The sequence below is a fragment of the Bradyrhizobium sp. GW821-FHT12B03 genome, from assembly GCF_058807535.1.
Window position 1 is genome coordinate 157,045 of record NZ_JBXAQU010000011.1, and the last position, 24,140, is coordinate 181,184.

24 protein-coding genes and 1 tRNA gene are annotated in these 24,140 nt (G+C 64.3%); 7 read left to right on the forward strand and 18 right to left on the reverse strand.

Annotated features, from left to right (window positions below; translation table 11 throughout):
- Nucleotides 1-163: 163 nt before the first annotated feature.
- Together AC1RUR_RS21805 and AC1RUR_RS21810 are read left to right on the forward strand one after the other, a co-directional pair.
- Entirely contained in the window at nt 164-808 is a 645-nt protein-coding gene (locus tag AC1RUR_RS21805) for a LabA-like NYN domain-containing protein (RefSeq protein WP_092193220.1), read from the forward strand.
- Nucleotides 789-1,457, forward strand: a complete 669-nt coding sequence (locus AC1RUR_RS21810) for a uracil-DNA glycosylase (RefSeq protein ID WP_492847685.1) — start codon at nt 789-791, stop codon at nt 1,455-1,457. Before AC1RUR_RS21805 ends, AC1RUR_RS21810 begins: the two co-directional genes overlap by 20 nt.
- Here AC1RUR_RS21810 and AC1RUR_RS21815 read toward each other — a convergent pair.
- From AC1RUR_RS21815 to dapA, 4 genes are read right to left on the reverse strand one after another with little or no spacing between them, the layout of a single operon-like run.
- Nucleotides 1,454-2,032 (reverse strand): peroxiredoxin, encoded by a 579-nt coding sequence (locus tag AC1RUR_RS21815; protein ID WP_492847687.1) that lies wholly within the window; start codon nt 2,030-2,032, stop codon nt 1,454-1,456. The genes AC1RUR_RS21810 and AC1RUR_RS21815 overlap by 4 nt on opposite strands.
- A gap of 3 nt (nt 2,033-2,035) precedes the next feature.
- On the reverse strand, nt 2,036-2,509 hold the full coding sequence (smpB, locus tag AC1RUR_RS21820; protein WP_492847689.1) for an SsrA-binding protein SmpB: 474 nt from the start codon (nt 2,507-2,509) through the stop codon (nt 2,036-2,038).
- Between the two features lie 60 nt (nt 2,510-2,569).
- Complete coding sequence (gene mscL / locus AC1RUR_RS21825; protein WP_492847871.1) at nt 2,570-2,983, reverse strand: large conductance mechanosensitive channel protein MscL; 414 nt, start codon at nt 2,981-2,983, stop codon at nt 2,570-2,572.
- A gap of 49 nt (nt 2,984-3,032) precedes the next feature.
- Nucleotides 3,033-3,923, reverse strand: a complete 891-nt coding sequence (gene dapA / locus AC1RUR_RS21830) for a 4-hydroxy-tetrahydrodipicolinate synthase (RefSeq protein WP_492847691.1) — start codon at nt 3,921-3,923, stop codon at nt 3,033-3,035.
- A 280-nt stretch (nt 3,924-4,203) separates the two neighbouring features.
- Here dapA and AC1RUR_RS21835 point away from each other — a divergent pair, with 280 nt between their 5' ends.
- On the forward strand, nt 4,204-6,618 hold the full coding sequence (locus AC1RUR_RS21835) for a lytic transglycosylase domain-containing protein (RefSeq protein WP_492847873.1): 2,415 nt from the start codon (nt 4,204-4,206) through the stop codon (nt 6,616-6,618).
- A 566-nt stretch (nt 6,619-7,184) separates the two neighbouring features.
- On the opposite strand, the gene AC1RUR_RS21840 is transcribed toward AC1RUR_RS21835, so the two are convergent.
- The 11 genes from AC1RUR_RS21840 to AC1RUR_RS21890 all read right to left on the reverse strand — a co-directional run bounded on the left by AC1RUR_RS21840 (nt 7,185) and on the right by AC1RUR_RS21890 (nt 18,733).
- Nucleotides 7,185-8,756: a porin gene (locus AC1RUR_RS21840; RefSeq protein ID WP_492847693.1), complete on the reverse strand. Its 1,572-nt coding sequence runs from the start codon at nt 8,754-8,756 to the stop codon at nt 7,185-7,187.
- A gap of 728 nt (nt 8,757-9,484) precedes the next feature.
- Nucleotides 9,485-9,578 (reverse strand) — tRNA-Ser (locus AC1RUR_RS21845).
- Between the two features lie 169 nt (nt 9,579-9,747).
- Entirely contained in the window at nt 9,748-9,957 is a 210-nt protein-coding gene (locus AC1RUR_RS21850; protein ID WP_492847695.1) for a hypothetical protein, read from the reverse strand.
- An 88-nt stretch (nt 9,958-10,045) separates the two neighbouring features.
- Nucleotides 10,046-10,312 (reverse strand): hypothetical protein, encoded by a 267-nt coding sequence (locus tag AC1RUR_RS21855; protein ID WP_492847697.1) that lies wholly within the window; start codon nt 10,310-10,312, stop codon nt 10,046-10,048.
- Nucleotides 10,313-11,843: 1,531 nt separating this feature from the next.
- Entirely contained in the window at nt 11,844-13,352 is a 1,509-nt protein-coding gene (gene gatB, locus AC1RUR_RS21860) for an Asp-tRNA(Asn)/Glu-tRNA(Gln) amidotransferase subunit GatB (protein WP_492847875.1), read from the reverse strand.
- A 778-nt stretch (nt 13,353-14,130) separates the two neighbouring features.
- Entirely contained in the window at nt 14,131-14,433 is a 303-nt protein-coding gene (locus tag AC1RUR_RS21865) for a hypothetical protein (protein WP_492847699.1), read from the reverse strand.
- Complete coding sequence (gene gatA, locus AC1RUR_RS21870; RefSeq protein WP_492847701.1) at nt 14,424-15,899, reverse strand: Asp-tRNA(Asn)/Glu-tRNA(Gln) amidotransferase subunit GatA; 1,476 nt, start codon at nt 15,897-15,899, stop codon at nt 14,424-14,426. Before gatA ends, AC1RUR_RS21865 begins: the two co-directional genes overlap by 10 nt.
- Nucleotides 15,896-16,111 carry a hypothetical protein gene (locus tag AC1RUR_RS21875; RefSeq protein ID WP_492847703.1) on the reverse strand — a complete coding sequence of 72 codons (216 nt, stop codon included), beginning with the start codon at nt 16,109-16,111 and terminating at the stop codon, nt 15,896-15,898. The genes gatA and AC1RUR_RS21875 overlap by 4 nt, the downstream gene beginning before the upstream one ends.
- An 18-nt stretch (nt 16,112-16,129) precedes the next feature.
- The gene (gene gatC, locus AC1RUR_RS21880; protein ID WP_008548395.1) at nt 16,130-16,417 is read right to left on the reverse strand and encodes an Asp-tRNA(Asn)/Glu-tRNA(Gln) amidotransferase subunit GatC; all 288 of its coding nucleotides are present in this window, start codon (nt 16,415-16,417) and stop codon (nt 16,130-16,132) included.
- 76 nt (nt 16,418-16,493) lie between these two features.
- Complete coding sequence (locus tag AC1RUR_RS21885) at nt 16,494-17,570, reverse strand: NAD(P)H-dependent flavin oxidoreductase (protein ID WP_492847706.1); 1,077 nt, start codon at nt 17,568-17,570, stop codon at nt 16,494-16,496.
- A gap of 185 nt (nt 17,571-17,755) precedes the next feature.
- Nucleotides 17,756-18,733: an NAD(P)H-dependent flavin oxidoreductase gene (locus AC1RUR_RS21890; RefSeq protein ID WP_492847708.1), complete on the reverse strand. Its 978-nt coding sequence runs from the start codon at nt 18,731-18,733 to the stop codon at nt 17,756-17,758.
- Between the two features lie 98 nt (nt 18,734-18,831).
- Here AC1RUR_RS21890 and AC1RUR_RS21895 point away from each other — a divergent pair, with 98 nt between their 5' ends.
- Nucleotides 18,832-19,722 (forward strand): LysR family transcriptional regulator, encoded by an 891-nt coding sequence (locus AC1RUR_RS21895; protein ID WP_492847710.1) that lies wholly within the window; start codon nt 18,832-18,834, stop codon nt 19,720-19,722.
- Between the two features lie 206 nt (nt 19,723-19,928).
- Complete coding sequence (locus tag AC1RUR_RS21900) at nt 19,929-20,864, forward strand: cyclase family protein (protein ID WP_492847712.1); 936 nt, start codon at nt 19,929-19,931, stop codon at nt 20,862-20,864.
- A gap of 58 nt (nt 20,865-20,922) precedes the next feature.
- Here the strand turns inward: AC1RUR_RS21900 and AC1RUR_RS21905 are convergent, their stop codons facing one another.
- Nucleotides 20,923-21,138, reverse strand: a complete 216-nt coding sequence (locus AC1RUR_RS21905; RefSeq protein WP_326899989.1) for a hypothetical protein — start codon at nt 21,136-21,138, stop codon at nt 20,923-20,925.
- Between the two features lie 46 nt (nt 21,139-21,184).
- On the opposite strand from AC1RUR_RS21905, the gene ruvX reads away from it, so the two are divergent.
- Nucleotides 21,185-21,670, forward strand: coding sequence for a Holliday junction resolvase RuvX (gene ruvX / locus AC1RUR_RS21910; protein ID WP_492847714.1), 486 nt, complete (start codon nt 21,185-21,187; stop codon nt 21,668-21,670).
- 4 nt (nt 21,671-21,674) lie between these two features.
- A complete protein-coding gene (locus tag AC1RUR_RS21915) occupies nt 21,675-22,607 on the forward strand; it encodes an AEC family transporter (protein ID WP_492847716.1) in 933 nt (310 codons plus the stop codon).
- On the opposite strand, the gene AC1RUR_RS21920 is transcribed toward AC1RUR_RS21915, so the two are convergent.
- Nucleotides 22,604-23,290, reverse strand: a complete 687-nt coding sequence (locus tag AC1RUR_RS21920; RefSeq protein ID WP_492847718.1) for a CPBP family intramembrane glutamic endopeptidase — start codon at nt 23,288-23,290, stop codon at nt 22,604-22,606. The two genes, AC1RUR_RS21915 and AC1RUR_RS21920, sit on opposite strands and share 4 nt — an antisense overlap.
- 76 nt (nt 23,291-23,366) lie before the next feature.
- Nucleotides 23,367-24,137 (reverse strand): CPBP family intramembrane glutamic endopeptidase, encoded by a 771-nt coding sequence (locus AC1RUR_RS21925; RefSeq protein WP_492847720.1) that lies wholly within the window; start codon nt 24,135-24,137, stop codon nt 23,367-23,369.
- Nucleotides 24,138-24,140 lie beyond the last annotated feature (3 nt).

The window sequence follows — 24,140 nt, forward strand, 5'->3', positions numbered from 1 at the left end:
GGGCGGCGCCGGGTGTATGAAAGTCCGCCATAACTATACCTTGATTGCCCCGACTTCTCCGGATTTGCGGTTTCGACGGGTTTCAGCGGCACTTTAGAACTGCGCGGCGCGCTGCCGCGCCAACAATAAACGATCAATCACGAACACTACGCGAGCAAACTGAATGTCACCTTCTCCTACCAACAAGATCGCGCTCTTTATCGATGGGGCCAATCTGTACGCGACGGCGAAAACTCTGGGCTTCGACATCGACTACAAGCGCCTGCTGAAGGAATTTCAGAGCCGCGGGACGCTGTTGCGGGCCTTCTATTACACCGCCATCATCGAGGACCAGGAATACTCCTCGATCCGCCCTCTGATCGACTGGCTGGATTACAACGGCTATACCGTCGTCACCAAGGCGACCAAGGAGTTCATCGACGCCTCCGGCCGCCGCAAGGTCAAGGGCAACATGGACATCGAGCTCGCCGTTGACGCCATGGAGCTCGCCGAGCACATCGACCAGATGGTGCTGTTCTCCGGTGACGGCGACTTCCGCTCCCTGGTCGAGGCCGTCCAGCGCCGCGGCGTGCGGGTCACGGTGGTCTCCACCATCGCCAGCCAGCCGCCGATGATCGCCGACGAGCTGCGCCGCCAGGCCGACGTCTTCACCGACCTCGTCGAGCTGCAATCCAAGCTCGGCCGCGACCCGTCCGAACGCCCCGCCCCACGCGATCGCGGCGATCGCGAGGCCCGCCACCACGCCCCGCAATTCCTCCAGCGCGCGACCACGATGGCGCCGAGGGGCGATGACGACTTCGAGGAGTGAGGCGGCCCGGTCAAGCCGCCAGCCCCTCGTCCCCGACCGTGACTGTCCGCTCTGTCCGCGCTTGGTCGCCTTTCGCGAGGCGAACCGCGCGCGCGAGCCGTTGTGGCACAACGCCCCGGTTCCGCCCTTCGGCGACATCAAGGCGCGCCTCCTGATCGTTGGCCTCGCGCCGGGCATGCAGGGCGCCAACCGCACCGGCCGTCCCTTCACCGGCGATTATGCCGGCGACCTGCTCTACGCCACGCTGCTCGAATACGGCTTTGCCAAGGGCGCCTATCAGGCGCGGCCCGACGACGGCCTGAAGCTGGTCGACTGCCGCATTGCCAATGCCGTGCACTGTGTGCCGCCGCAGAACAAGCCGCTGCCGGCCGAGATCAACACCTGCCGCCAGTTTCTTGCGGCCAATCTGGCGACGATGCCGAACCTGCGCGCGATCGTAGCCCTCGGGCGGATTGCGCACGACACCGCACTCAAGCCGCTGAATCTGAAGGCCTCGCAAGCCCCGTTCGGCCACGGCGCCGTGCATCAGGCCGGCGCGTTCAGGCTGTACGACAGCTATCACTGCTCGCGCTACAACACGAACACCGGCGTGCTGACGACGGACATGTTCCGGTCGGTGTTCGCGAAGATCAAGGCCGACCTCGATTAGCCTTTGGCAGGATGAGCCTTCAGCCAGTCCAGGACATCGCCGGCGTTCCGGTCGGGCGGAAACACCGGATAGAACACATGCGTGATCTTGCCGTCGTCGATGATCAGCGCGAGGCGCTTGATCAGCCTGAGCCCTGCCACCTCCATGGTCGGCAGATTGAGGGCCCGCGTCAGCGTCAGCTTCTCGTCCGAGAGCACCGGAAATGGCAGATGCAGCCGCGAGGCCATCTCGGTCTGGTACGCATTGCTCTGGGTCGAAAGACCGAACACGTGGGCGGCGCCGGCGGCCTTCAGCTCGGCGAACAGATCGCGAAACGCGCAAGTCTGCGGGGTACACCCCCGCGCGCCCGGGATCATGTCCCAATCGTCCACCAACCCGATCTTGCCGGGCTCGCCGGTGCGGGGATAGGCGAACACCACGGTTCGACCGGACAGCGCCGACAGCGTCACTGATGTGTCGTCGGTCGCGAGCAGGCCGATCGCAGGCAGCGTCATGCCCGTCAGATGCGCGGCGCCGCCATCATCGGTCGGCGCCGGAATCCGGCTCCAGTCGACCTCGAGCAGGTTCTTATTCATCCGCTATCCCCTCGCCCGCAGCAGGCGGCCCTTCTCCCGGCTCCAGTCGCGCTTCTTCTCGGTCTCGCGCTTGTCGTGCAGCTTCTTGCCCTTTGCAACCGCCAGCTGCAATTTGGCGCGACCGCGCTCGTTGAAGTAGAGCTTGAGCGGGATCAGCGTCATGCCCTCGCGGTCCACGGCCCCCATCAGCTTGTTGATCTGCTTGCGGTGCAGCAGCAGCTTTCGCGGCCGCTTGGGCTCGTGGTTGAAGCGGTTGCCCTGGAGGTATTCGGGAATGGTGGCGTTGATCAGCCAGATCTCGCCGTCCTTGGAATCGGCATAGGACTCCGCGATCGTGCTCTTGCCGTTGCGGATCGACTTGACCTCGGTGCCGGTCAGCGCGATGCCCGCCTCGATCGTATCCTCGATCGCATAGTTGAAGCGGGCCTTGCGATTTTCCGCCATGACCTTGATAGGACGTTCGTTCTTATCGGCCATGACGGACAAAACCCGGTCGAGATGCGTGCGTAAGCTGACAGTTTGGATGAAGCGCGCGCGTCACTTCTTGAGGAGATCGCGGATCTCGGTCAGCAGCAGGACCTCGGCCGACGGCTTCGGCGGCTCCGCGGGCTTGGCCTCCTCCTTGCGCTTCAGCGTGTTCATGGCGCGGATCACCAGGAACAACACGAAGGCGACGATGATGAAGTTGATCGTCAGCGTCAGGAAGCTACCGTAAGCAAGTACTGCACCTTGCTTTTTCGCATCCGCCAGGTTGGTGGCGGTCACCGCCTTCGACAAGGGAGCGAAGTAGTTCGAGAAGTCGAGGCCGCCGGTCGCGGCGCCGATGAGCGGCATGATGATGTCACCGACCAGAGACGTGACGATCGCGCCGAAGGCCGCGCCGATGATGACGCCGACAGCGAGGTCGACGACGTTGCCCTTCATGGCGAAGTCACGGAACTCCGTGAGCATCTTGCGGCCCTTCTCGTCGACGCTCATGAACGCCTCCCGGTTGGCTAGATCAATTGATCAGGCCAGCATGAACCATGGCGCTGCGGACCGCAACGCGCGTCGGCTCGGTCACCGGCACCATCGGCAGCCGCAGCGTCTCGTCGAGCTTGCCGAGCAGCGACATCGCGTACTTGATCGGCGCCGGATTGCTCTCGATGAAGAGGTTGTTGTGCAGCGGCATCAGCTTGTCGTGGATCGCGAGCGCCGCCTTGGTGTCGCCCTTCGCCCAGGCGGCCTGGAACTCCGAGCACAGGCGCGGCGCGACGTTGGAGGTCACCGAGATGCAGCCGTGGCCGCCATGCGCCATGTAGCCGAGAATGGTCGCGTCCTCGCCCGAGAGCTGGTTGAAGTCCTCGCCCATCGCCGCGCGCTGCTGCGAGACGCGAACCATGCTGGCGGTGGCGTCCTTGACGCCGGCGATGTTCTTCAGCTCCCACAGCCGCTTCATGGTGTCGACCGACATGTCGATCACCGAGCGCGGCGGGATGTTGTAGATGATGATCGGAATCCCGATCGCATCGTTGATCGCCTTGAAGTGCTGGTACATCCCTTCCTGGGTCGGCTTGTTGTAGTAGGGCGTTACCACCAGCACGGCGTTCGCGCCCGCCTTCTCGGCGTGCTGGGAGAGCTCGATCGCCTCCTTGGTCGAGTTGGAGCCGGCACCGGCAACGACGGGCACGCGGCCCTTGGCCTCCTCGATGCACCACTCGACGACCTTCTTGTGCTCGTCATGGCTGAGCGTCGGGCTCTCGCCTGTCGTGCCGACCGGGACCAGGCCGTTGGTGCCCTCGGAAATCTGCCAGTTGACCAGGGAGCGGAACGCCGCCTCGTCCAGCGAGCCGTTCTTGAACGGCGTGACCAAGGCAGTGAACGACCCCCGGAATTTCGTCTTGGCTGCCATGGACTTCCTCCGTACGCGGCAAGTTTTGAGAGCAAGCCCATTCATATCGGGTCTGTCCCGCCCGTAAAAGGGCCGCCTCCCTGCGACACACCGTTTAGGCCGCGATTTTGCCGCTGTGGTGGTGCAAACCCGCCCGCGGTAAGCGGCTGTTGGTATTTTGTCCGCATATTCAATCAAATTCAGCTAGATCTTGAGCCACTTCACTGATTCGGGGCGACGAAACGCCGTGACCTCCTTTCCTCGTGCCGCATGGCGATCCGCAGGTCTGGTCGTGAGCCTGATGGCGGGGCTGTCGGTCGGCTGCGCCGCCCTGGCCAAGTCCAACGAGACACCAGCAGACGGGGCCAAGGAGACCGCGAAGCCCGCGGCCAAGGACGCCACGAAGGGAACGGCCAAAGGAACAGCCAAAGGAACAGCCAAGGGAAGCGGCAAGGGAACCGGCAAGGAAACGGCGAAAGACGCGACCAAGGGAGCGGCGAGCGCGCCCGCCAAGGATGCTGTGAAGAAGCCGGCCAAGGAGACCGGCAAGGATACTAGCAAGAGCGCAGGCAAGGACGCGGCGAAGGACAAGCCAAAGCCTGCGGCCGCGGCCGCCGCGCCAAAATCACAACCGTCCGCCCACGGTTCTCCGCCCAAAGCCGCTCCTGCGCCGGCCGTGACGGCCACCGTCAGACCCGCCGCCCCGGCAGCTGCCGCCAAACCAATTGCGGCGCCCGTGCTGGCCCCTGCAACACGCCAGCACGCGACACCGCGCAAGCCGGTCACGCCCGCGGCCATCGCTGCGACCTCATCGACGTCGCAAGCCGACAAGGACACGCTCGAAACCGTCATCGAGCTCGTGCGCAAGCGCAAGGCGGGCGACGCCAGCAACACCGCCGCCTCGATCTCGGATCCGGTCGCGCGCAAGCTTGCTGAATGGATCATCCTGCGCAGCGAGGACAACGGCGCGACCGTCGAGCGCTACCGCGCCTTCCTCTCCGCCAATCCGAGCTGGCCGTCGCAGACCTTCCTGCGCCGGCGCCTGGAGGCCGCGATGTGGGACGACAGGCGCGACGATTCAGTCGCGTGGTCGTGGTTCGAGAACGAATCCCCCGTGTCCGCCAAGGGCCGCTTCACGCTCGCCAAGGCGATGCTGGCGCGCGGCGATCGCGCCAATGCCGAACGTCTGGTGCGCGAGGCCTGGCGCAGCGATCCGATGTCGGAGGACACCGAGAACAACGCGCTCGACCAGTTCGGCGCCCTGCTCTCGCCGGGCGACCAGAAGGCGCGGATGGATACCCTGCTCTACGGCAGCGAGAGCGAGGCCGCGCTGCGCGCCGCAAAACGTCTCGGCGCCGGCTATGTCGCGCTCGCCAGGGCCCGCATCGCCTCCCTGAAGAAGGCGCCGAACGCGCGTGCCCTGCTCGAGGCGGTGCCGCGCGAGCTGCACAACGATCCCGGATTCGTCTTCAGCAAGATCCAGCTGCTGCGCCGCGAGGAGAAGTTTGCGGAAGCGGCCCAGCTGATGCTGTCGGCGCCGAAGGATCCGAACCGGCTCTACAATCTCGACGAATGGTGGATCGAGCGGCGCCTGCTGGCGCGCAAGATGATCGACACCGAGGAATTCCGCAGCGCCTATCTGATCGCGCGCGACGCGGCCCTGCCCTCGCGCGACATCTACAAGACCGAGCAGGAATTCACCGCCGGCTGGATCGCGTTGCGCTTCCTCAACGACCCCGCCACCGCCACCCAGCACTTTGCCCGCATCGGCGTCGGCAGCGTCAACCCGACCACGCTGGCGCGCGCCGGCTATTGGCAGGGCCGCGCCGCGGAAGCCGCCGGCCGCCAGCAGGAGGCGCGCAACGCCTATGCGCGAGCCGCCGAGCAATCCACCAGCTATTACGGCCAGCTCGCGCGCGCAAAGCTCGGCCTGCCGCAGATCGAGCTCAACAGCCAGCCGCGCGGGCGCGGCGCCGAACGGCTGGAGATCGTGCGCGCCGCGCAACTGCTCTACGAGCTCGACGAGCGCGAGATGGCGGTGCCCATGCTCGCCGACATGGGCGAGAACGGCGATCCTGAGGCGCTGACCGGCCTCGGCGAGCTGACCCAGCGCTACAGCGACGCGCGCGGCATGCTGCTGGTCGGCAAGGCCGCGCTCAACCGCGGCCTGCCGTTCGACTTCTATGCCTATCCCGTCAATGGCATTCCGCAGTTCACGCCGATCGGCCCCGAGGTCGAGCGCAGCATCGTCTATGCGATCGCGCGGCAGGAAAGCGCGTTCAACCCCTCCGTGGTCTCGCCAGCACAGGCCTATGGCCTGATGCAGGTGACGCCGGACGCCGCGCGCTATGTCTGCAAGCGGCACGGCGCGACCTACGATCTGGGGCGGCTGAAGAACGATTCGGTCTACAACGCCACGCTCGGCTCGGCCGAGCTCGGCGGCTTGCTCGAGGATTATCGCGGCTCCTACATCATGACCTTCGCCGCCTACAACGCCGGACGCGGCAGCGTGAAGAAGTGGGTCGACCGCTACGGCGATCCGCGCGACCCCAAGGTCGACGCCGTCGACTGGGTCGAGCTCATTCCATTCTCCGAGACGCGCAACTACGTGCAGCGGATCATGGAGAACCTTCAGGTCTACCGCGCCCGCTTCGGCGGCGGCACGCGGTTGCAGATCGAGGCGGATTTGCGTCGCGGCACCGGCAGCGTGGAATAGCGGCGACTTCTTTCCAGCGAAAGCATGCCTCCTCAATTACCAGATACGCCTGGATTGAGCGTACAGATTCACGCGCGCTCTGGCAGCATCGGTTTCGGGATAGGCATCTGCAGTCCCGAATAAACAAAAATGAAGGAAAGCCATGAAGACATTGGCCATGTCCGTCGTTGCACATGTCGCTATGTCGATTGCGCCAGTGAGTGCCGCCCCCATCAAAGTCGCAGCCCAAACCAGCAATGGCTCAGGGGTCCAATGCTCCCTGTCCAGTGGCGTGGGTCACAACTGCAGAAACGTTCTCAACTTCAAAACTTTCTACGAGTGCCAGACTAACAGGATGGAGAGAGGCTGGACCAGCATTGAGAGCTCCAACTACTGCCGAACCCTGGACCTAAAATAGGGACGGTTGCGGTTCAGAACCTGAGAGGCCGCCTCTGTTTTGGTGGCCTCCTTCGTATCGAGAGCCGGGACCGGGTCCGTCCTTTCGACCGCTGCCCGCCCTTCACGCGCGCAAGAAAAAGCCCCGGCGGTTTCCCGCCGGGGCTTTCTGTCAGGTCGTTAGACCGAACTTACCAGTTGCGCTGAGCGCGGAGGAGCAGGGTGATGGTGTCCTGATCCTTGAGCTCGTACACAGCAGCCGGCTTGGCCGTCGTGCCGGAACCAACGTAAGCCACAGTACCGGAGTACTTCTGGTCCAGATGGGTCCAGTTCAGGTCAGCCGAGAACGTCAGGTTCTTGACCGGGGTCCAGCGGGTGATGATACCGACCTGGCCGATGGCGAAGTCAGGATTACAACCCGTCACACCGGCGAGACCGCCGAACACGCCGCCTGCACCGCCAGCGCCGCAAAGCGTGGTCTTGGCGAGCGAGCCGAACTGCGCCTGAGCGTAGGCACCGTAGAGCGCGGTGTTCCAGTAGGGATCCCAGTTGTGGGTGTAGGCACCACGGAAGCCCCAGGTCTTCACAGTCTCCTGCGAGGAGCCGGTCACGAACACGGTGTCCGGAGCTTGAGCGAAGCCGACGCTCTGGTAGGCAACGCCCGAGTTGCCGAACATCGAGTAGCTGCCGCCCGCCAGGTTCTGGAAGTTGTAGCGGGACGCGCCGTCGGTGTAGACGCCCGAAATGTTGATCACGTCACCCGCACCAGTCGGGATGTTCTTGATCGACAGAGCGAGCTGAACAGCCCAACCCCACTTGTCGTCGGGATGGCCAGTCGTCTCGGTGGCGCCGTAGTAGGCAACGTGGTTGTCATGCGCGGCAACCGACGCCTGGAAGAGACCCCAAGCCTGGTCGACACGGACCATACCAACGAGGTTCGGCGAGCGCGAGCCACCGATGGCGTTGGAACCGTACGCACCGCCGATCATGCCAGCCGCAGTCGCGCCGGTCATGTTCAGGTTGCCGGCCTGGTAGTAGGCCGTCGCGTCTTCAGCCGAGAACGACGCCGTCACGCCCTGACCGAAGTCAGCGGTGTAGGTGAACTGGTTGACACCAGTGACCGTGCCGCTGCCGCCGACGAGGCTGTCGAAGTTGTTGCCGGGATAGTTGGTCCAGGGCGCGTCGAACTGCGACACGGCCTTACCCATCGTGAAGCCAGCGAACTGGATGAAGGCGTAGTACACGCCGAGCGAACCGGCCGAGGTGTTGCCGTCGGTGCCGTTGACCGACGAACCGACGAGAGCCGGGGTCGCACCCGAGGTGTTGAGGCCGAGCGTACCGCTGTAGACGGTCGAACCGGTCGCGCTGCCGGCGCCGGCGTAGTTGCCGGTGGTCCAGGAGAACACGCCGTCGAAGAAGGTACGGACGACGCCGTACTCGGTCGCGGTGCGCGTGTCGATGTTGAGATCTTCACGAGCGCGCATGGTGTAGTAGTTCGTCAGACGGTTGCGCGAACCGTTGTTCGACGTCAACTGACCGCTGAAGCTCGAATTGGTGTTCAGCGCGACTTCAGCGCGCAGATAACCACCCAGCTTGATGCAGGTGTCAGTGCCCGGGATGTAGTAGAATCCGGCACCGTACAGGGAGCAGATCTTCACGTATTCGACCGCTTTGGCCTTCACGGGGAGATCGGCTGCCTGCGCTCCGCCAACGGCGATCAGACCCGCCGCTGAACCGAGCAAAAGGCTCTTAACCAACTTCATGTTAAACCTCCAAGTTTGCTCTATAGGGAAGGTTCCGGATCCGCTGGGTGAAGCACCCTAAGGTTGGTTCCCTTGTCCCTTAACTCACCGCTTAGTCGCTTCGCGCCTTCGGACACACCCGCTGAACGCGAGGGACTTAAGCGAACCACCTAAAACGGGACGACCTCGGGATGCCCCCCTCCGTCGCTCAGTCACAATTACCGAACGTCCTTGCACACACAACAACAGAACGCTCCGAAGCGGGCCAAAGAAGCGTGTTTTCCGACGGGTGTTGCACAAATAACACGCAGATGTGATCAAAGCGGCCTCACAACGCATTGTTTTTACTCGCATTTTTGTGCCGGTTCCTTTTGCCCTCGAAATTCCTCACCTGAGGCGCGCCACGCGGGAAGTGCCGCGATGCTGCGGCTCTCGCGCTACCGAATCGTGGAATCGATCAGGGACATGGCGGGACTCACCGCCCCGCCGAGAATCGATGGACCGGAAAGAACGCGGCCACGACCGCGTCAGCGCGGTGTGATGCTACGGACATCCAATATGGATTGCGGCGGAAGACGCAGGGAATGTCGCGCGGCCGAACGAAAAGGCCCGCGTCGGCCGAAGCACACTTTGCAGGCCGACATATGCCCCCGCTTCCGTCAGTATAATGTGCGAGACGGCGGAATGCGCGCGCAGGACCGCGCCGCGTCGCACAAGGGCAGAAAAATCAGTGCTTTAGGTGATATACATGGCGGAGACGGAGGGATTCGAACCCTCGATAGGCCTTTACAAGCCTATAACGGTTTAGCAAACCGCCGCCTTCAGCCACTCGGCCACGTCTCCAATATGCGCGGTATGCCCGACCCGGGGGCGAGCCGCAAGCGGCAGAATCAAGGTGGCGGGTTCTTTCACCTGAAAGCTGACAAGCGACCGGCCGCGCAAACCCCGCGAAAGATCCGCGTGCCGCAAGAGCCGCCCGATTCTCACTGTCCTTATATATGCCTGTCCGCCCCTAGCGGCCGGACCGCCAGATCCGCCAATACGAGGGCGAAATCAGCACCGGCTCGTCGGCCCAGACATTGAACCAGACGCCGGACCTGCGCCGGCATGGGAAGGTCCAGGGAACGATGCCCGTCTTGTGCGGCCGTCCGAGTTCCAGATCGCAATCGTCGGGCGCGATCTGAATCGGCAGCCATTGTCCATGCGTGTCGCGGGCGTTCATGCCGCCCGGATCTAGACGACGGCACGTCGAAGGAACTTGATTCAGCGCAACCAGACGCGTCCGTGAAACCACGGGACCGGCTGCGCTTCTAGTGAGCGGACACCCACGCCCTCGCCTCGCGCTGCGCGGCCGAGATCTCGGCTTCCGACATCTGCCCGGCGACTTCCTGGCGCAGCACCACGGCGTCCTTGCGGCCCTTCAGCGCGGCGAGGTTGAACCATTTGTGCGCGGCGACGAGATCGACGAGGCCGGAGCGCCCGCTCGCCCAATACATCCCGCGCTCGAACAGCACGTCCGACAGCGCGCCCGTATCGATCGGCGTCGCCGTATCGAGATCGAAAGTACCCTGAAACATAACGCATCCCCTGTTTTCTTATGCCGCCTCGTTTCCCCGAGCGCGGCTCCCGTCCAACTCTGATTTGCATGATCCCTTCTGGGATCGTGCGCTGCTCAACTCATCCCCAGGGCTTCTTGCCCAATGCCGTTTGCCGGCTTGTTGGAGGCGATGATGGCGGGCAAATTTGAATGGCAGTTTAAGTATCGCGATGAAGCAGACGTAAACGCGCCCAAGGCGCGGCCGCGCGCAGAATGCAAAAAGTCCCCGGCTGACAGGCACTTCTGCAATTCGTTAGATTCGGTTTACCCTGCGATTTTCGGACAACGATAACCATCGCGCGCGGTGGCGGGGCGCTGTGGCGTCCTCCGCGCCGCTCGTCGTCGCCCGCAACCAGCTTCGGCGAAGGCGGCAGGCCGGTGACCCCGTCCTTCACCGGCGCCGGTCATCGATCGAGAGGCGGCCACGAACCGGATTGCCCGATCGGAGCCGGCGATCACACCGTGGGAAACGGCGCACGGAAGCGCAACGACAAGAGCGCACCCCGCGCCTGCCCCAAGGCAGCGCACAGCGACAGCGCGCTCACGCCACGACCAGATCAGCAATGTGGGGAAAGGGAATGCCGGCAATACCCCGGCCTCAAGGAACGAGGGCGTCGGCGAACACGTCAGGACCAGATTCCACTTTGACCGCGAGGCCACTCGTGAAATTGCAGAACCGGAGAACCGGCCCCGCACCGAACGAAGAAAACTCGTTTCTTCTGCCGGACCGTGAAAGAAACGGCCCGACCGTTGACCTGATGTCTCGCCGACACCCTCTATCGTCGACCAGAACCCCGAGAGGCGCTGATGACGTGCCGGCTACGAAGAGCCGGCAACTTCAGAAGTCGAAGTTACTTCTTCTTCTTCGCGACCTTGCGGGTCTTCTTCGCAGTCTTCTTCACTGCGCTCTTCGCCTTCTTCGCCTTCTTCGCTTTCTTGGCCATGTTGCCCTCCGATGTGTGAGATGGCTTTAATCGCTGCATGCACTCGGGGATCGAGATGCACACTCATCCCGAATACACCAACACGACGAAAAAAACAGCTTCTCGCTTAAAGAAGTGTTGACGCAGCAACGCGTGTGGGCTTGGCGAGCGCGATGCAAGCACACTGCGCGACGAGCAGTTGCGATCGCAGGGAGTGGGCGCATCGTCGATGCGTGCGAGGAATGCGATTGCAGGAAAACACTATGCAGCAAGTATTTTTCTGCACGCGCGTATCGCGCATGATCGACACGATGATGCGCATCGCCAATGGCGCGAGCGCCTCGCGAAGGCGCTTCGCGGACTCTGAGTCGCGAGTTTTGGCAACGAAAATATTTTCATGCTTAATGGCGCAAGCGCTCGTCGGAGCGTGTGCAAGCCGCCGTTTTGCGCGAATCGCGTGACGGCGATTCGGTCGCCGCGTCGCAGGTGATCGGGATGAAATCTGCCGCCGAGGACGCGCGCGCGCGTCGCATCGCGAACCAAAAGCGAGATGACGAAGCGCGTCCGTCACCTCGCGAACGCGTGAGGCTAGACGCCGAGCTTGGACTTGAGCAGATCGTTGACGCTCTGCGGGTTGGCTTTGCCGCCGGACGCCTTCATCACCTGGCCGACGAACCAGCCGAGCGACTGCGGCTTGTCCTTGACCTGCGCGGCCTTGTCGGGATTGGCCGCGATGATGTCGTCGACCACCTTCTCGATCGCCGAAAGATCCGTCACCTGCTTCATGCCGCGGCTTTCCACCAGCGCGCGGGGATCGCCGCCCTCCTGCCAGACGATCTCGAACAGATCCTTGGCGATCTTGCCGGAGATCGTGCCCTCGCCGATCAGGTCGATGATCCCTGAGAGCTGTTCTGCGGTGACGGGAGAGCCCGTAATATCCCGGCCTTCCTTGTTGAGGCGGCCGAACAGCTCGTTGATCACCCAGTTCGCCGCCATCTTGCCGTCGCGAACGCGGTTGCCGAGCTTGTCGAGCACGGTTTCGTAGAACACCGCGCTCTCGCGTTCGGCGACGAGCACGCTCGCGTCATAGGCCGACAGGCCGAGATCGGCGACGAAGCGCGTCTTCTTCTGGTCCGGCAGTTCGGGCAGCTTCGCTTTCAGTTCGTCGACGAAGCCTTGCGAGAATTCCAGCGGCAACAGGTCCGGATCGGGAAAGTAGCGGTAGTCATGCGCCTCTTCCTTGGACCGCATCGAGCGCGTCTCGCCCTTGTTGGGGTCGTAGAGCCGCGTTTCCTGGTCGATCACCCCGCCCTCCTCGAGGATCTCGATCTGGCGCCGCGCCTCGTATTCGATCGCCTGCCCGATGAAGGTGATCGAGTTCATGTTCTTGATCTCGCAGCGGGTGCCGAGCGGCGCGCCCGGCTTGCGCACGGAGACGTTGACGTCGGCGCGCAAGGAACCCTTCTCCATGTCGCCGTCGCAGGTACCGAGATAGCGCAGGATCGAGCGCAGTTTTGTCACGTAGGCCTTGGCCTGCTCCGCGTCGCGGATGTCGGGCTTGGAGACGATCTCCATCAGCGCCACACCGCAGCGGTTGAGATCGACATAGGACATCGTCGGTGACTGGTCGTGCAGCAGCTTGCCGGCGTCCTGCTCAAGATGAAGGCGCTCGATACCGATGGTCGCGGTCTTGCCGCCATCCAGTTCGACGACGACCTCGCCCTCGCCGACGATCGGCGACTTGTACTGGCTGATCTGGTAGCCCTGCGGCGAGTCCGGATAGAAATAGTTCTTGCGGTCGAACACCGAACGCAGATTGATCTGCGCGTTGAGGCCGAGCCCGGTGATCACGGCCTGCCTGACGCATTCCTCGTTGATCACGGGCAGCATGCCCGGCATGGCGGCATCGACCAGCGAGACGTGGCTGTTCGGCTCGCCGCCGAACGCGGTCGAGGCGCCCGAGAACAGCTTCGAATTCGACGTCACCTGGGCGTGGATCTCCATGCCGATGACCATCTCCCAGTCACCGGTAGCGCCCTTGAGAAGCTTGTGCGTGGGTTTGTTTTCAACCGGCCCCGGTTGACCATTTTCCTTCAGAAGGGCCTCATGAACGTCTGATACTTGCAAGATTGTCTCGTTAAGTTCGGCGAAAGTGGTTTCGACGGCAGGTAGAAGGTCCAAGATGCCAAGGACCATGGATCCATTCCGGTCAGGGTCTCTCTCATCGGCAAATCGGTATGTAACTGAAGACTTATCGAACGTCGCAAACATGAAATTGTGGCCAAGGGCGTTCGGATGACACCTCTCAGAAAGCTGGTCATAGTGAGACCTAAAGAGGCGAACGTCTTTGGTCAGCTTGTCAACGTAGGTGAGAATGTTGGTGGCCTCGACCTGAGGCGCCTTCGCTAAAACTTCAGGATCACGGCTCGCAAAGAAGCCAGTTTCTGCGAGGGTCTCGAGTTGTTCTACAGCTTTCTTCTGAAGCAACGACCTAGCACGCTTCTCGTATTCAACCAGGACGGCGATCGTCTCCATGAGTGCCCGCGTCGACAAGAACGCAGACAGCGTATCGCGACTATTCCACGCCGCAGCGGTCCCATTCGCCAATGCCACAGTTCGAAATAATAGCCCCTGCCGATACGCCGCTAGTCTCCACGCAACTCGCGACCGAAGCGCTCCCGATTGCCGTATTTCAGCCTCGCGGAGACCGGAGAGACGGTCCAAACTAGCATTGACCCTTGCAAGCGTTTCCCTATCGCTTTCCGCGAGCCTAGCGTCCCAGCCAATATGAGTTGGCTTCTTCATAACGCCACCATGCCGATGACCATCTTCCAGTCACCGGTAGCGCCCTTGAGAAGCTTGTGCGTGGCCGTGCTCATGTCCTGCTCCCGAGCAGCGTGGCAGCGATCCGCTGCCACTCCGCCTCCAATGAATCCTTTGCTGTCGGCTGGCCGGCCTGGCGGTACCAGTAGCCGGCATTGCCGAGATCGCCTTCGACGCGGTGCAGATAGGCGTGCACCCAGGCCGCCTCGCGGCTGCTCTCGTCCTGAACGATCTTGTGCGCCTGATCCCAGTCGCCTTTCGCAGCCCACCAGAGGCCGGCGAGCGGCGCGTTCAAATCCGGCGCCGGCGCTGCGCCGTCGAGGCTCGCGATGAAGGCCGCGACATTCACCACCACCTCGCGGGCGTGAAGCGGCCGGCGGCCTGCTCGATCACCTCACCGAGCGAGAACAGGGTCTCCTCGTCGAACGGACGGCCGATCAGCTGAAGCCCGAGCGGCAGACCCTGCGCATCCTTGCCGGCGGGCACGGCGATACCCGGCAGCCCCGCCATGTTCACGGTCACCGTGAAGATGTCGTTGAGATACATCTCGACGGGGTCCGCACCACCCTTCTCGCCGATGCCGAAGGCGGCCGACGGCGTCGCCGGCGTCAGGATCGCGTTGACGCCCTTGGCGAAGCAATCCTCGAAGTCTTTCTTGATCAGCGTGCGCACCTTCTGGGCGCGCAGATAGTAGGCATCGTAATAGCCGGCCGAGAGCACATAGGTGCCGATCATGACGCGGCGGCGCACCTCGGCGCCAAAACCCTCGGCGCGGGTGTTCTCGTACTGCTCGATGATGTTCTTGCCCTGCTCGCGCAGGCCGTAGCGCACACCGTCATAGCGCGCGAGGTTGGAGGAGGCCTCCGCCGGCGCCACGATGTAATAGGCCGGCAGCGCGTATTTGGTGTGCGGCAGCGACACCTCGACGAGCTCGGCGCCGGCCGCCTTCAGCCACGCCGCGCCCTCGCTCCACAGCTTCTCGATCTCGGCCGGCATGCCGTCGAGGCGATACTCCTTGGGAATGCCGATCCTGAGGCCCTTCACGGACCTGCCGATCGCAGCCTCGTAATCCGGCACGGGAACGTCGACGGACGTCGTGTCCTTCGGATCGTGCCCGGCCATCGAGCGCAGCAGCATCGCCGCATCGCGCGTGGTGCGCGCGATCGGGCCGGCCTGGTCGAGCGAGGAGGCGAACGCGACGATGCCCCAGCGCGAGCAGCGGCCATAGGTCGGCTTGATGCCGACGGTCGCGGTGAACGCCGCCGGCTGGCGGATCGAGCCGCCGGTGTCGGTCGCGGTCGCGCCCATGCACAGCAGCGCCGCCACGGCCGAGGCCGAGCCGCCGGACGAGCCGCCCGGCACCAGCGTGGTGTTGCTGCCCTCGCGCCGCCAGGGATTGCCGACGGGACCGAAGCACGAGGTCTCGTTGGCCGAGCCCATCGCGAACTCGTCATTGTTGAGCTTGCCGAGCATCACCGCGCCGTCGCGCCAGAGCTGCGAGGTCACGGTGGACTCGTAGGTCGGCACGAAATTGCCGAGGATCTTCGAGCACGCCGTGGTGCGCACGCCCTTGGTCGCGAACAGATCCTTGATACCGAGCGGGATGCCCGCGAGCGGACCGCCCTCACCCCTGCCGATCTTCTCGTCCACGGCCTTCGCCATGTCACGCGCGCGATCGGGTGTCTCCATCACGAAGGCATTGAGCACGCGCGCGGCCTCGATCGCGGACAGATGCGCGTCGGTCAGCTCGAGTGACGTGAAAGTCTTGGCCGCGAGACCCTTGCGGGCCTCGGCGAGCGTCAGCGATGTCAAATCGGTCATTTATTGATCGGGCTGCAGAAGAACGGAGACAGGGTCTTGTCGTTGGCCGGGTCGTCTTTCGTCTTGGCGGCCGCTTTCGCGGCGGCCTCGATCTCGTCGAGCACGGCATTGACGGCGACATTGGGGTCGGCAGCCTTGCCCTGCCGTTCCATCTTGTCGAGATAGTTCATGTAGGCCTGATAGGCCTTCTCATCGTCGCAAAGCATGCACATCGGACTTGGTCCTAAGAATTATTCGACCACCTTCGGCACCAGGAAGAAGTGACCTTCGGTCGCGGGCGCGTTGGCAACGATATCGTCGGCGATCTCGCCGTCATTGACCACGTCCTGCCGCTTCTTCATCTGCATCGGGGTGACCGAAGTCATGGGCTCCACGCCCTCGACATTGACCTCCGAGAGCTGCTCGACAAAGGCGAGCATCGCGTTGAGCTCGCCCTGCAGATGCGGAACCTCGTCCTCGGAAACCGCAATGCGCGCCAGATGCGCGATGCGGCGGACGGTAGCGGCGTCGACGGACATTATATAAGGCCTCTCACGGCAAAATCTAACTGCCGTATAGCAGAGGCCGGTTTTGCGCCGCAACCGGCGCCGGGAGCTAGACTGCTAGCCCTTTCATGCGGACCAAGGCCGATCTGGCGAGATCCCGGGTCAATTCGGCCGCCGGCACCTCGCGGCCCAGGGCGATAGCCTGACCGGCCCAGAGATTGGTGAAATCCACCCGGCCCTGCTTTTCGGCAGCCGCCTTCAGCGGTCCCAGCGCGGTCGCGGCATGGGGAAACGGCGGCGCATCCGGCGAGATCGGGCCGGCCTCGCGCATCAGGCGGTTCTGGACCCCGCGCGCCGGCCGGCCGGTCATGACATTGGTGATGACGGTGGAATCGTCCCGCCCCGCGGCCAGCGCCGCGCGGCCCGCCGCACTCACCTTGGATTCCGGGCAACGCAAGTAAGCACTGCCGATCTGCACGCCGGAGGCGCCGAGCGCGAAGGCGGCGGCGATGCCGCGCCCGTCGGCGATGCCGCCCGCCGCGATGACAGGCACCTTCACGGCATCGGCCACCTGCGGCACCAGCGCAAAGGTGCCGGGCTGCTCCGCGATCTTGTCGGTCAGGAACATGCCGCGATGGCCGCCCGCCTCGGCGCCTTGCGCGATCACGGCATCGACGCCGTGCTGCTCGAGCCAGATGGCTTCCTTCACCGTCGTGGCGGACGAGATGACGAGACAGCCGGCCGCCTTGACGCGCTTGAGCAGTGCCTGCTCCGGCAAACCGAAATGGAAGCTGACGATCTCCGGCTTCAACTCCTCGACGACCTCGCAGAAGGAGGCGTCGAACGGCGCGCGGTTCGCGGCGTTGATCGGCGCGGCCGGATCGACACCATGCTCCCGGTAATAGCCCGCAAGCCGCTGCTTCCAGCGCGCCTCGGCCTCGGCCGTCAGATCGCCCGGCGTATGGCAGAAGAAGTTCATGTTCACCGGCGCCTTCACGCGCTGGCGAATGATGTTGACCTGCTCGCGCGCCTTCTCCGGCGACAGCATCGCGCTCGGCAGCGAGCCGAGCCCGCCCCCTTCTGCGACGGCGATCACCATCTCCGCGTCCATCACGCCGGCCATCGGCGCCAGCACGATCGGGAATTCGGTCTTGAAGAGGTCGATCAGTCGACGGTCAGGCCACATGGTGTGTCTCTCTCGTTTCTTTCTTACCCTCCCCTGGAGGGGGAGGGTCGCTGCGCATGTCGCGAAGCGGAATGCGCAGCGGGGTGGGGTGATCTCTCCTCTCGGGCAGCGTGGAGAGACTGTCACCCCACCCCGCTCGCGCTTCGCGCGATCGACCCTCCCCCTCCAGGGGAGGGTAAAGAGTTCTACGCCGCAACGACCGAGTTGCGTCGCCCAGCAAGAAGTTGCTCCGCCTCAACCGCAATCCGCCCGACGATCTCGGCCGCCGGTGGAATATCATGAATCAATCCGACCGCCTCACCCGCGATCACAGCGGCGACGTCAAAATTGCCGGCCGCCTTCGCTGCCACATAGTCGGCCGCGACCGTGGCGACATTCTGCATCAGCTCGACCTCGCGCCCGCTCCAGCGCCTGGAATGATCATTGATCAAGCACCTTCCCGTGAAGGGCGCCGGCCAGACATTGTTGCGCGAGAGATCAAAGATGATGCCGCGCACGGTCGCGCCGCTGCTCGCCGCGCAGATGCGCCGCTTGGCCTCGTCGGCGCCGTCGGCCTCCTGGCTCGCATAGAAGCGCGTGCCGAGCAGCACGCCGCTCGCACCCAGCATGATCACGGCGGCAAGCCCGCGCCCGTCGGCGATGCCTCCGGCTGCCACGACAGGCACGCGGCCCGCCGCGAGATCGACGATGGCGGGCACGAGATCGATGGTGGTGCGTGAAGCGCCGTGACCGCCCGCCTCCGTGCCCTGCGCGACGAGAATGTCGGCGCCGGCATCAAGCGCCTGTCGCGCCATCGCCTCGTCCTGCACCTGGCAGATCAGGCGCGCACCGGCGGACCTGATCGTTGATGCAAACGGCGCAGGATCGCCGAAGGACAGCATGATCGCGGACGGCTTGGCGGCGAGTGCAATGTCGAGCAGCTCGGGCTGCCTGGCGAGGCTCCAGGTGATGAAGCCGACGCCGAACGGCGCGCGCAGGCCGGCGAGCTTTGCGGTCTCCCGCTCCAGCCAGGCCCTCTCGCCATAGCCGCCGCCCAGGATGCCGAAGCCGCCCGCGCGGCTGACGGCCGCCACCAGACGGCTGCCCGCGACGACATCCATCGGCGCCAGCAGGATGGGCTGCCTGATCTCCAGCAAGCTCGTCAGCGGCGTCGCAATGGGCATGGGATCCTCCCCGATCTGGACAGCGAGGGTAAGCGCGGCTAGCATTCTCGAAAAATGAATTGTTGCGAACGCTGCCATCTGAAAAGCGAAACGGCACCATGGAACTCAGCGATATCCAGACCTTCGCCGCCGTCGCCCGCACCGGCGGCATCACCCGCGCGGCGGAAGAGCTCAACACGGTGCAATCGAACGTCACCCAGCGTGTGAAAGCGCTGGAGGCCGAGATCGGCACGCCGCTGTTCGAGCGCCACAGCCGGGGCATGACGCTGACCGGCGCCGGCAAACGCCTCCTGCCCTACGCGCAACGGATGGCTGCGCTGTCGCGCGAAGCCGTGCTCGCTGCGCGCGACGACGGCGAGCCGAAGGGGCCGCTGGCGATCGGTTCGATGGAAACCACAGCCGCCGTGCGGCTGCCGCCGCTGCTGGCGGACTTCCACCGCCGCTTCCCGGCCGTGCGCCTCTCCTTGCGCACAGCAACGACGGCCGATCTCGTCGCTTGCGTGCTCGATGGCACGCTCGACGGCGCCTTCGTCGCAGGCCCTATTGCGCATGCCGACCTCACCGCGACCTGCGCCTTCCGCGAAGAGCTGGTGCTGGTCAGCGCGCGGCGCTGGAGCTCGCTTGCGGAGCTGCGCGCCGGCACGCCGGAGTCCGGTCCGACCGCACTGGCGTTCCGCACCGGCTGCACCTATCGCCAACGGCTCGAGCAGATCTTCGTCGAGTTCGGCTGGCCATCGGCCGCACGCTTCGAGCTCGGCACGCTCGACGGCATGATCGGCTGCGTTGCCGCCGACATGGGCGTGACGCTCTTGCCGCGCGCAGTGGTCGAACGCAGCGCGATGAACGGCAGCGTGTCGATCCACGCGCTGAGCACCGCGCACGCGCGCGTCGAGACGCTCTTCATCCAGCGCAGCGCCGGACATCAATACAGCGCGCTTCAAGGTTTCGCGGCCTGCCTGAAGACGGACGACGACGTCATCGCGGCCTGACGCAGGCGCGGCGTTCCACGCTACGAAATTCATTGTCACAAATCTGTCGTACTTGAATCACTCTGCGCTGCGCGCGGCCGATGCTGCGTTCAGCCGTCACGGCATCGCACGTCGAAAAGTTTTGAAGCCGATGAGTTTTCTACGTTAGGATGCGCGACTAGCCAGCGCGAAACCATAACGAAGCAAAAACATCGGGAGGACTATCGATGCGCAATACGCTCGTGTTGTGCTGTGTCGCTGCGTTGTCGGCGATATCAGGAACTGCAAGCGCCCAGGACTGGACCAAATCGAAGTGGGGACCGAACGACGAGATCGGCGCCGCCAACTACATGACGCCCGAGCTCGTGGTGAAGGCGGCCTCGCTGGTGAAGACCGGCAAGACCTACGCCCTCGGCATTCCCGTCACGTCCAGCACGCCAGCCTATCCGCCACGCACCTTCAAGATCACCGTGGTGCAGCCGGGACAGGCCGGCAGCCCGGGTCTCGGTCCCAACAAGGCGACCTATAACGACGACATCCTCGACACCTGGGTCGGCATCGGCAGCCAGCTCGACGGCCTCGGCCATCTCGGCGTCGAGCATGTCTATTACAACGGCAACAAGCTCGCCGATTTCGCCGATCCGACCGGGCTGAAGAAGCTCGGCATCGAGAAGGTGCCACCGATGGTCACCCGCGGGGTGCTGCTCGATATGGCCGCCTATTTCAAGACCGACATCGTGAAGGAAGGCACCGCCTTCAACGTCAAGGAGATCGAGGAAGCCGCCAAGCAGCAGAACGTCGAGATCCGCCAGGGCGACGTCGTCATCTTCCACACCGGCTGGCTCAGCCTGATCGGCAAGGACGACAAGCGCTACTCGGCCGGCGAGCCCGGCCTCGGCGTCGAAGGCGCGAAGTATCTCACCGGCAAGGGCGTCGTCGCGATCGGCGCCGACACCTGGGCGCTCGAGGTGTTGCCGTTCGAGTCCAAGAACGTGTTCGAAGTGCACCAGATCCTGCTCGCCATGAACGGGACCTACATTCTCGAGAACATGGATACCGCCGCGCTCGCGCGCGACAAGGGCTATGAATTCCTGTTCGTGCTCGGACAGCCGCGCTGGACCGGCGGCGTGCAGGCGATGATCAACCCGATCGCGATTCGCTGATCTGATATCCGGGCGAGGAGCCGCCTGTCGCCGGCAAGCCCCTCGCCCGGATTCACCGTCACCGCGGCCTCAGATGCCACCGCCGCAGCGCAACCAGGGCCCAGATCGCTTCGACGAGGCCGAACGGCCAGGCTCCCTGCAGAAATCCGTAGGCCGAACCGAGTGCGCAAGACATGGCGAACAGCAGCACGAACCAGTGGCTGCGATCCTCCAGGGCATAGCAGACCAGCATCGCGGTGACGGCAAACAGGCCGAATAGTGTCAGTGCATCCATGTTCCGGGTTCACTCCGCAGCGCGACGCATGATATGCGCTGATGCCATGCCGGCTCTTATCCTGCCTCTCGTCGATGCTGCAACCCACTGGCCCGAACGCGGCGGGCTGGTCGGCCTTGATCTGGGCACCAAGACCATCGGCGTTGCCGTATCCAACCCGGACCGGCGGCTGGCGACCGGCGTCGAGACCATCCAGCGCAAGGCGTTCAAGCACGACGCCGCCCGGCTGCTCGCGATCGCGGCCGAGCGCAAGGTGGTCGGTTTCGTGCTCGGCCTTCCCATCAACATGGACGGCAGCGAGGGCCCGCGTGCGCAATCGACCCGCGCGTTCGCCCGCAACCTGGCCGGCCTGACCACGCTCCCCATCGGCCTCTGGGACGAGCGGCTCTCGACCGCAGCGGTCGAGCGCGAGCTGATCGGCATGGATGTCAGCCGCGCCAAGCGCGCCGAAGTGATCGACGAGCACGCCGCGATCTTCATCCTGCAAGGTGCGCTCGACCGTCTCGCCAATTTGCGCACCGGAAACGGCTGACCCCATGGCCGTCGTGATCGCGGCGCTGCTTCCGGTCTTCATCCTCATCGTGCTTGGCGTCGTGCTCCGGCACAGCCTGATGCGGCTGGACACGCAGTGGCACGGGCTGGAGCGGCTGACCTATTTCGTGCTGTTTCCGATGCTGCTGATCCAGACCCTGGTGAAGGCCGACCTCTCCAAGGTGCCGGTCGCCGGCGTCGGCGGCGCGCTCCTGCTGTCGGCGCTCGCGATGTCGCTGCTCTGCCTCGCGCTGCGCCCGGCCCTGGCGCGGCTCGACATCGACGGCCCCGCCTTCACCTCGATCTTCCAGGGCGCGACGCGCTGGCAGACCTATGTCGCGCTCTCCGTGTCCGCCAACATGTTCGGCGATGTCGGGCTGGCGCTGGCCTCCGTGGCGATGGTCGCGATCATTCCGCTGGTCAACGTGTTCAGCGTCGCCGTGCTCGCGCACTATGCCTCGCCCGAAAAGCAATCGGCGCGCGCCATCGTCATGACGGTGGTCCGCAATCCCCTGATCTGGGCCTGCGTCATCGGCCTCGTCATCAACGTCATCCATCTGCCGCTGCCAAAAATCTGGCACGAGGTTGCCGACGCGCTCGGCCGCTCCTCGCTGGCCATCGGCCTGCTCGTCACCGGCGCGGGCCTCCAGCTCAAGGGCCTGCTCCACCCGAGCGTGAGCGCGACGATTGGGGTGGCGTTCAAGCTGATCCTGATGCCCGTGCTCGCACTGGTGCTCGCCGTCTGGTTCGGGCTATCAGGCACCCATCTCGCGATCGTCGCGATCTGCGCGGCGGTGCCGACCTCGCCCAGCGCCTATGTGCTGGCCCGCCAGATGGGCGGCGATGCGCCGCTGCTGGCGCAGATCATCACCCTCCAGACGATTTTGGCGGCAATCACGATGCCGATCGCGATCGCGCTGGTGGCCGCCGGAAGCTAGACGTACGGCCCGCTGAGGACCAGGACGACGATGTTGATGGCTGAATGGGTCACGACCGCCAACCAGGTGGAATTGGTGCGATAGCGAAAGTAGCCGAGGACGAGCCCTGTCGCAAAGATCCAGGAGCGCTCATACCAACCGTACTGGCTGTGCTCCATCGCCCACAATGCCGAGGCCAGCACAATCGCAGCAGCGGGCCCTACTGCCTGGGACCAGCCTCGAAACATAAAGCCGCGGAAAACGAACTCCTCCAGGACTGGGCCTACCACGCAAGCCGCTACCGCCCATGTCGCCAGTCCTATCGCGCCTCCAACGACGAAGGCCGGACCGGCCTGAGCTCTCGACATGCCGAGCCCGATCGTTACGAAAGCTTCGATCGTCAGAAAGACGACGACGACGCCGAGGGCGATCACCACTTCATCTCGAGTGGGCCAGTTCAGAGCCAGATATTCGGCGAAACCTCGACCAGCCATTCTGATCGCGATCCACAACACCGCGATCAAGGCCGGTGCTCCAAGGATCGTGCTGGCAGCATGCAAGCGAGGTTGCCGCCATATCGCTTCGAAGTCCGTCGCCAACAAATTGCTGGTTTCACCGGACATCACCAGCAACAGGCTGACCGCAAGGCCGCCGATCAGCATGAAAGCGCCGTCGGCAACCAACCCGACGAACAGCGTCTCCATGAAATCCCAGGTACGAGGCTGCGGTATGGAACCCGATGCCGATGGGGAGGCCTTTTCGAGGTCCGACATTCGGGTGCTATGCGCCCAGCCACATCGTCAGCACCACCGCCGTCATGTTGTTCAGCGCATGCAGCATGATCGTCAGCCAGAGCGAATTGGCGCGGTGGCGCATGTAGCCGAACCACAGGCCGATGGTGAAGACCTCGGCGAGGAAGTACAGGTCGTATTGCAGATGCACGACCGTCCACACCAGCGACGACAGGATGATCGCGCCGGGCACGCGCAGGAAGCTTGCCGACCAGCCGCGAAAGAGAAAGCCGCGCGCCAGCACCTCTTCCGACATCGGCGCTGCCACGCTGAAGGCCATCAGCAGCAACACCGCTGCGCCCTTGTCGCGGCCCGATTTCAGCAGATCGGTCATGAAGCCCGGCGTCGCCTCGCGGCCGAGGCTTCGCGACACCGTCTCCCAGGCCAGCACGACCAGGATGAGCCCGACCGCACCGAGCAGGAGCTGCATCCAGGACGGCCAATGCAGCGCGAGATAGTCGACGAACGAGGCTTTCTTGATGCGGATGGCCAGCCACACCGCGGCCAGTGTCGTCGGCAGGCCTGCGATCACCGACAGCGCCAGCGCCTGGGGCTCACGGCCGACCGACTGGATCGAGGCCATGTCGAACGGGAGGCCGCGCAGCACGACCAGCAGCAGGATCGCCGAGACCTGGCCGACGAACATCGCGACGAAGATGAGAAGGCCCCACAGTGCCGTACCCCAGAACTTCCAGACGCGCGGCGCGTGATCCGCGGGCGTCATGGTCAGCGGCGGATGATCGGGATTGAGGGAATCCATCAA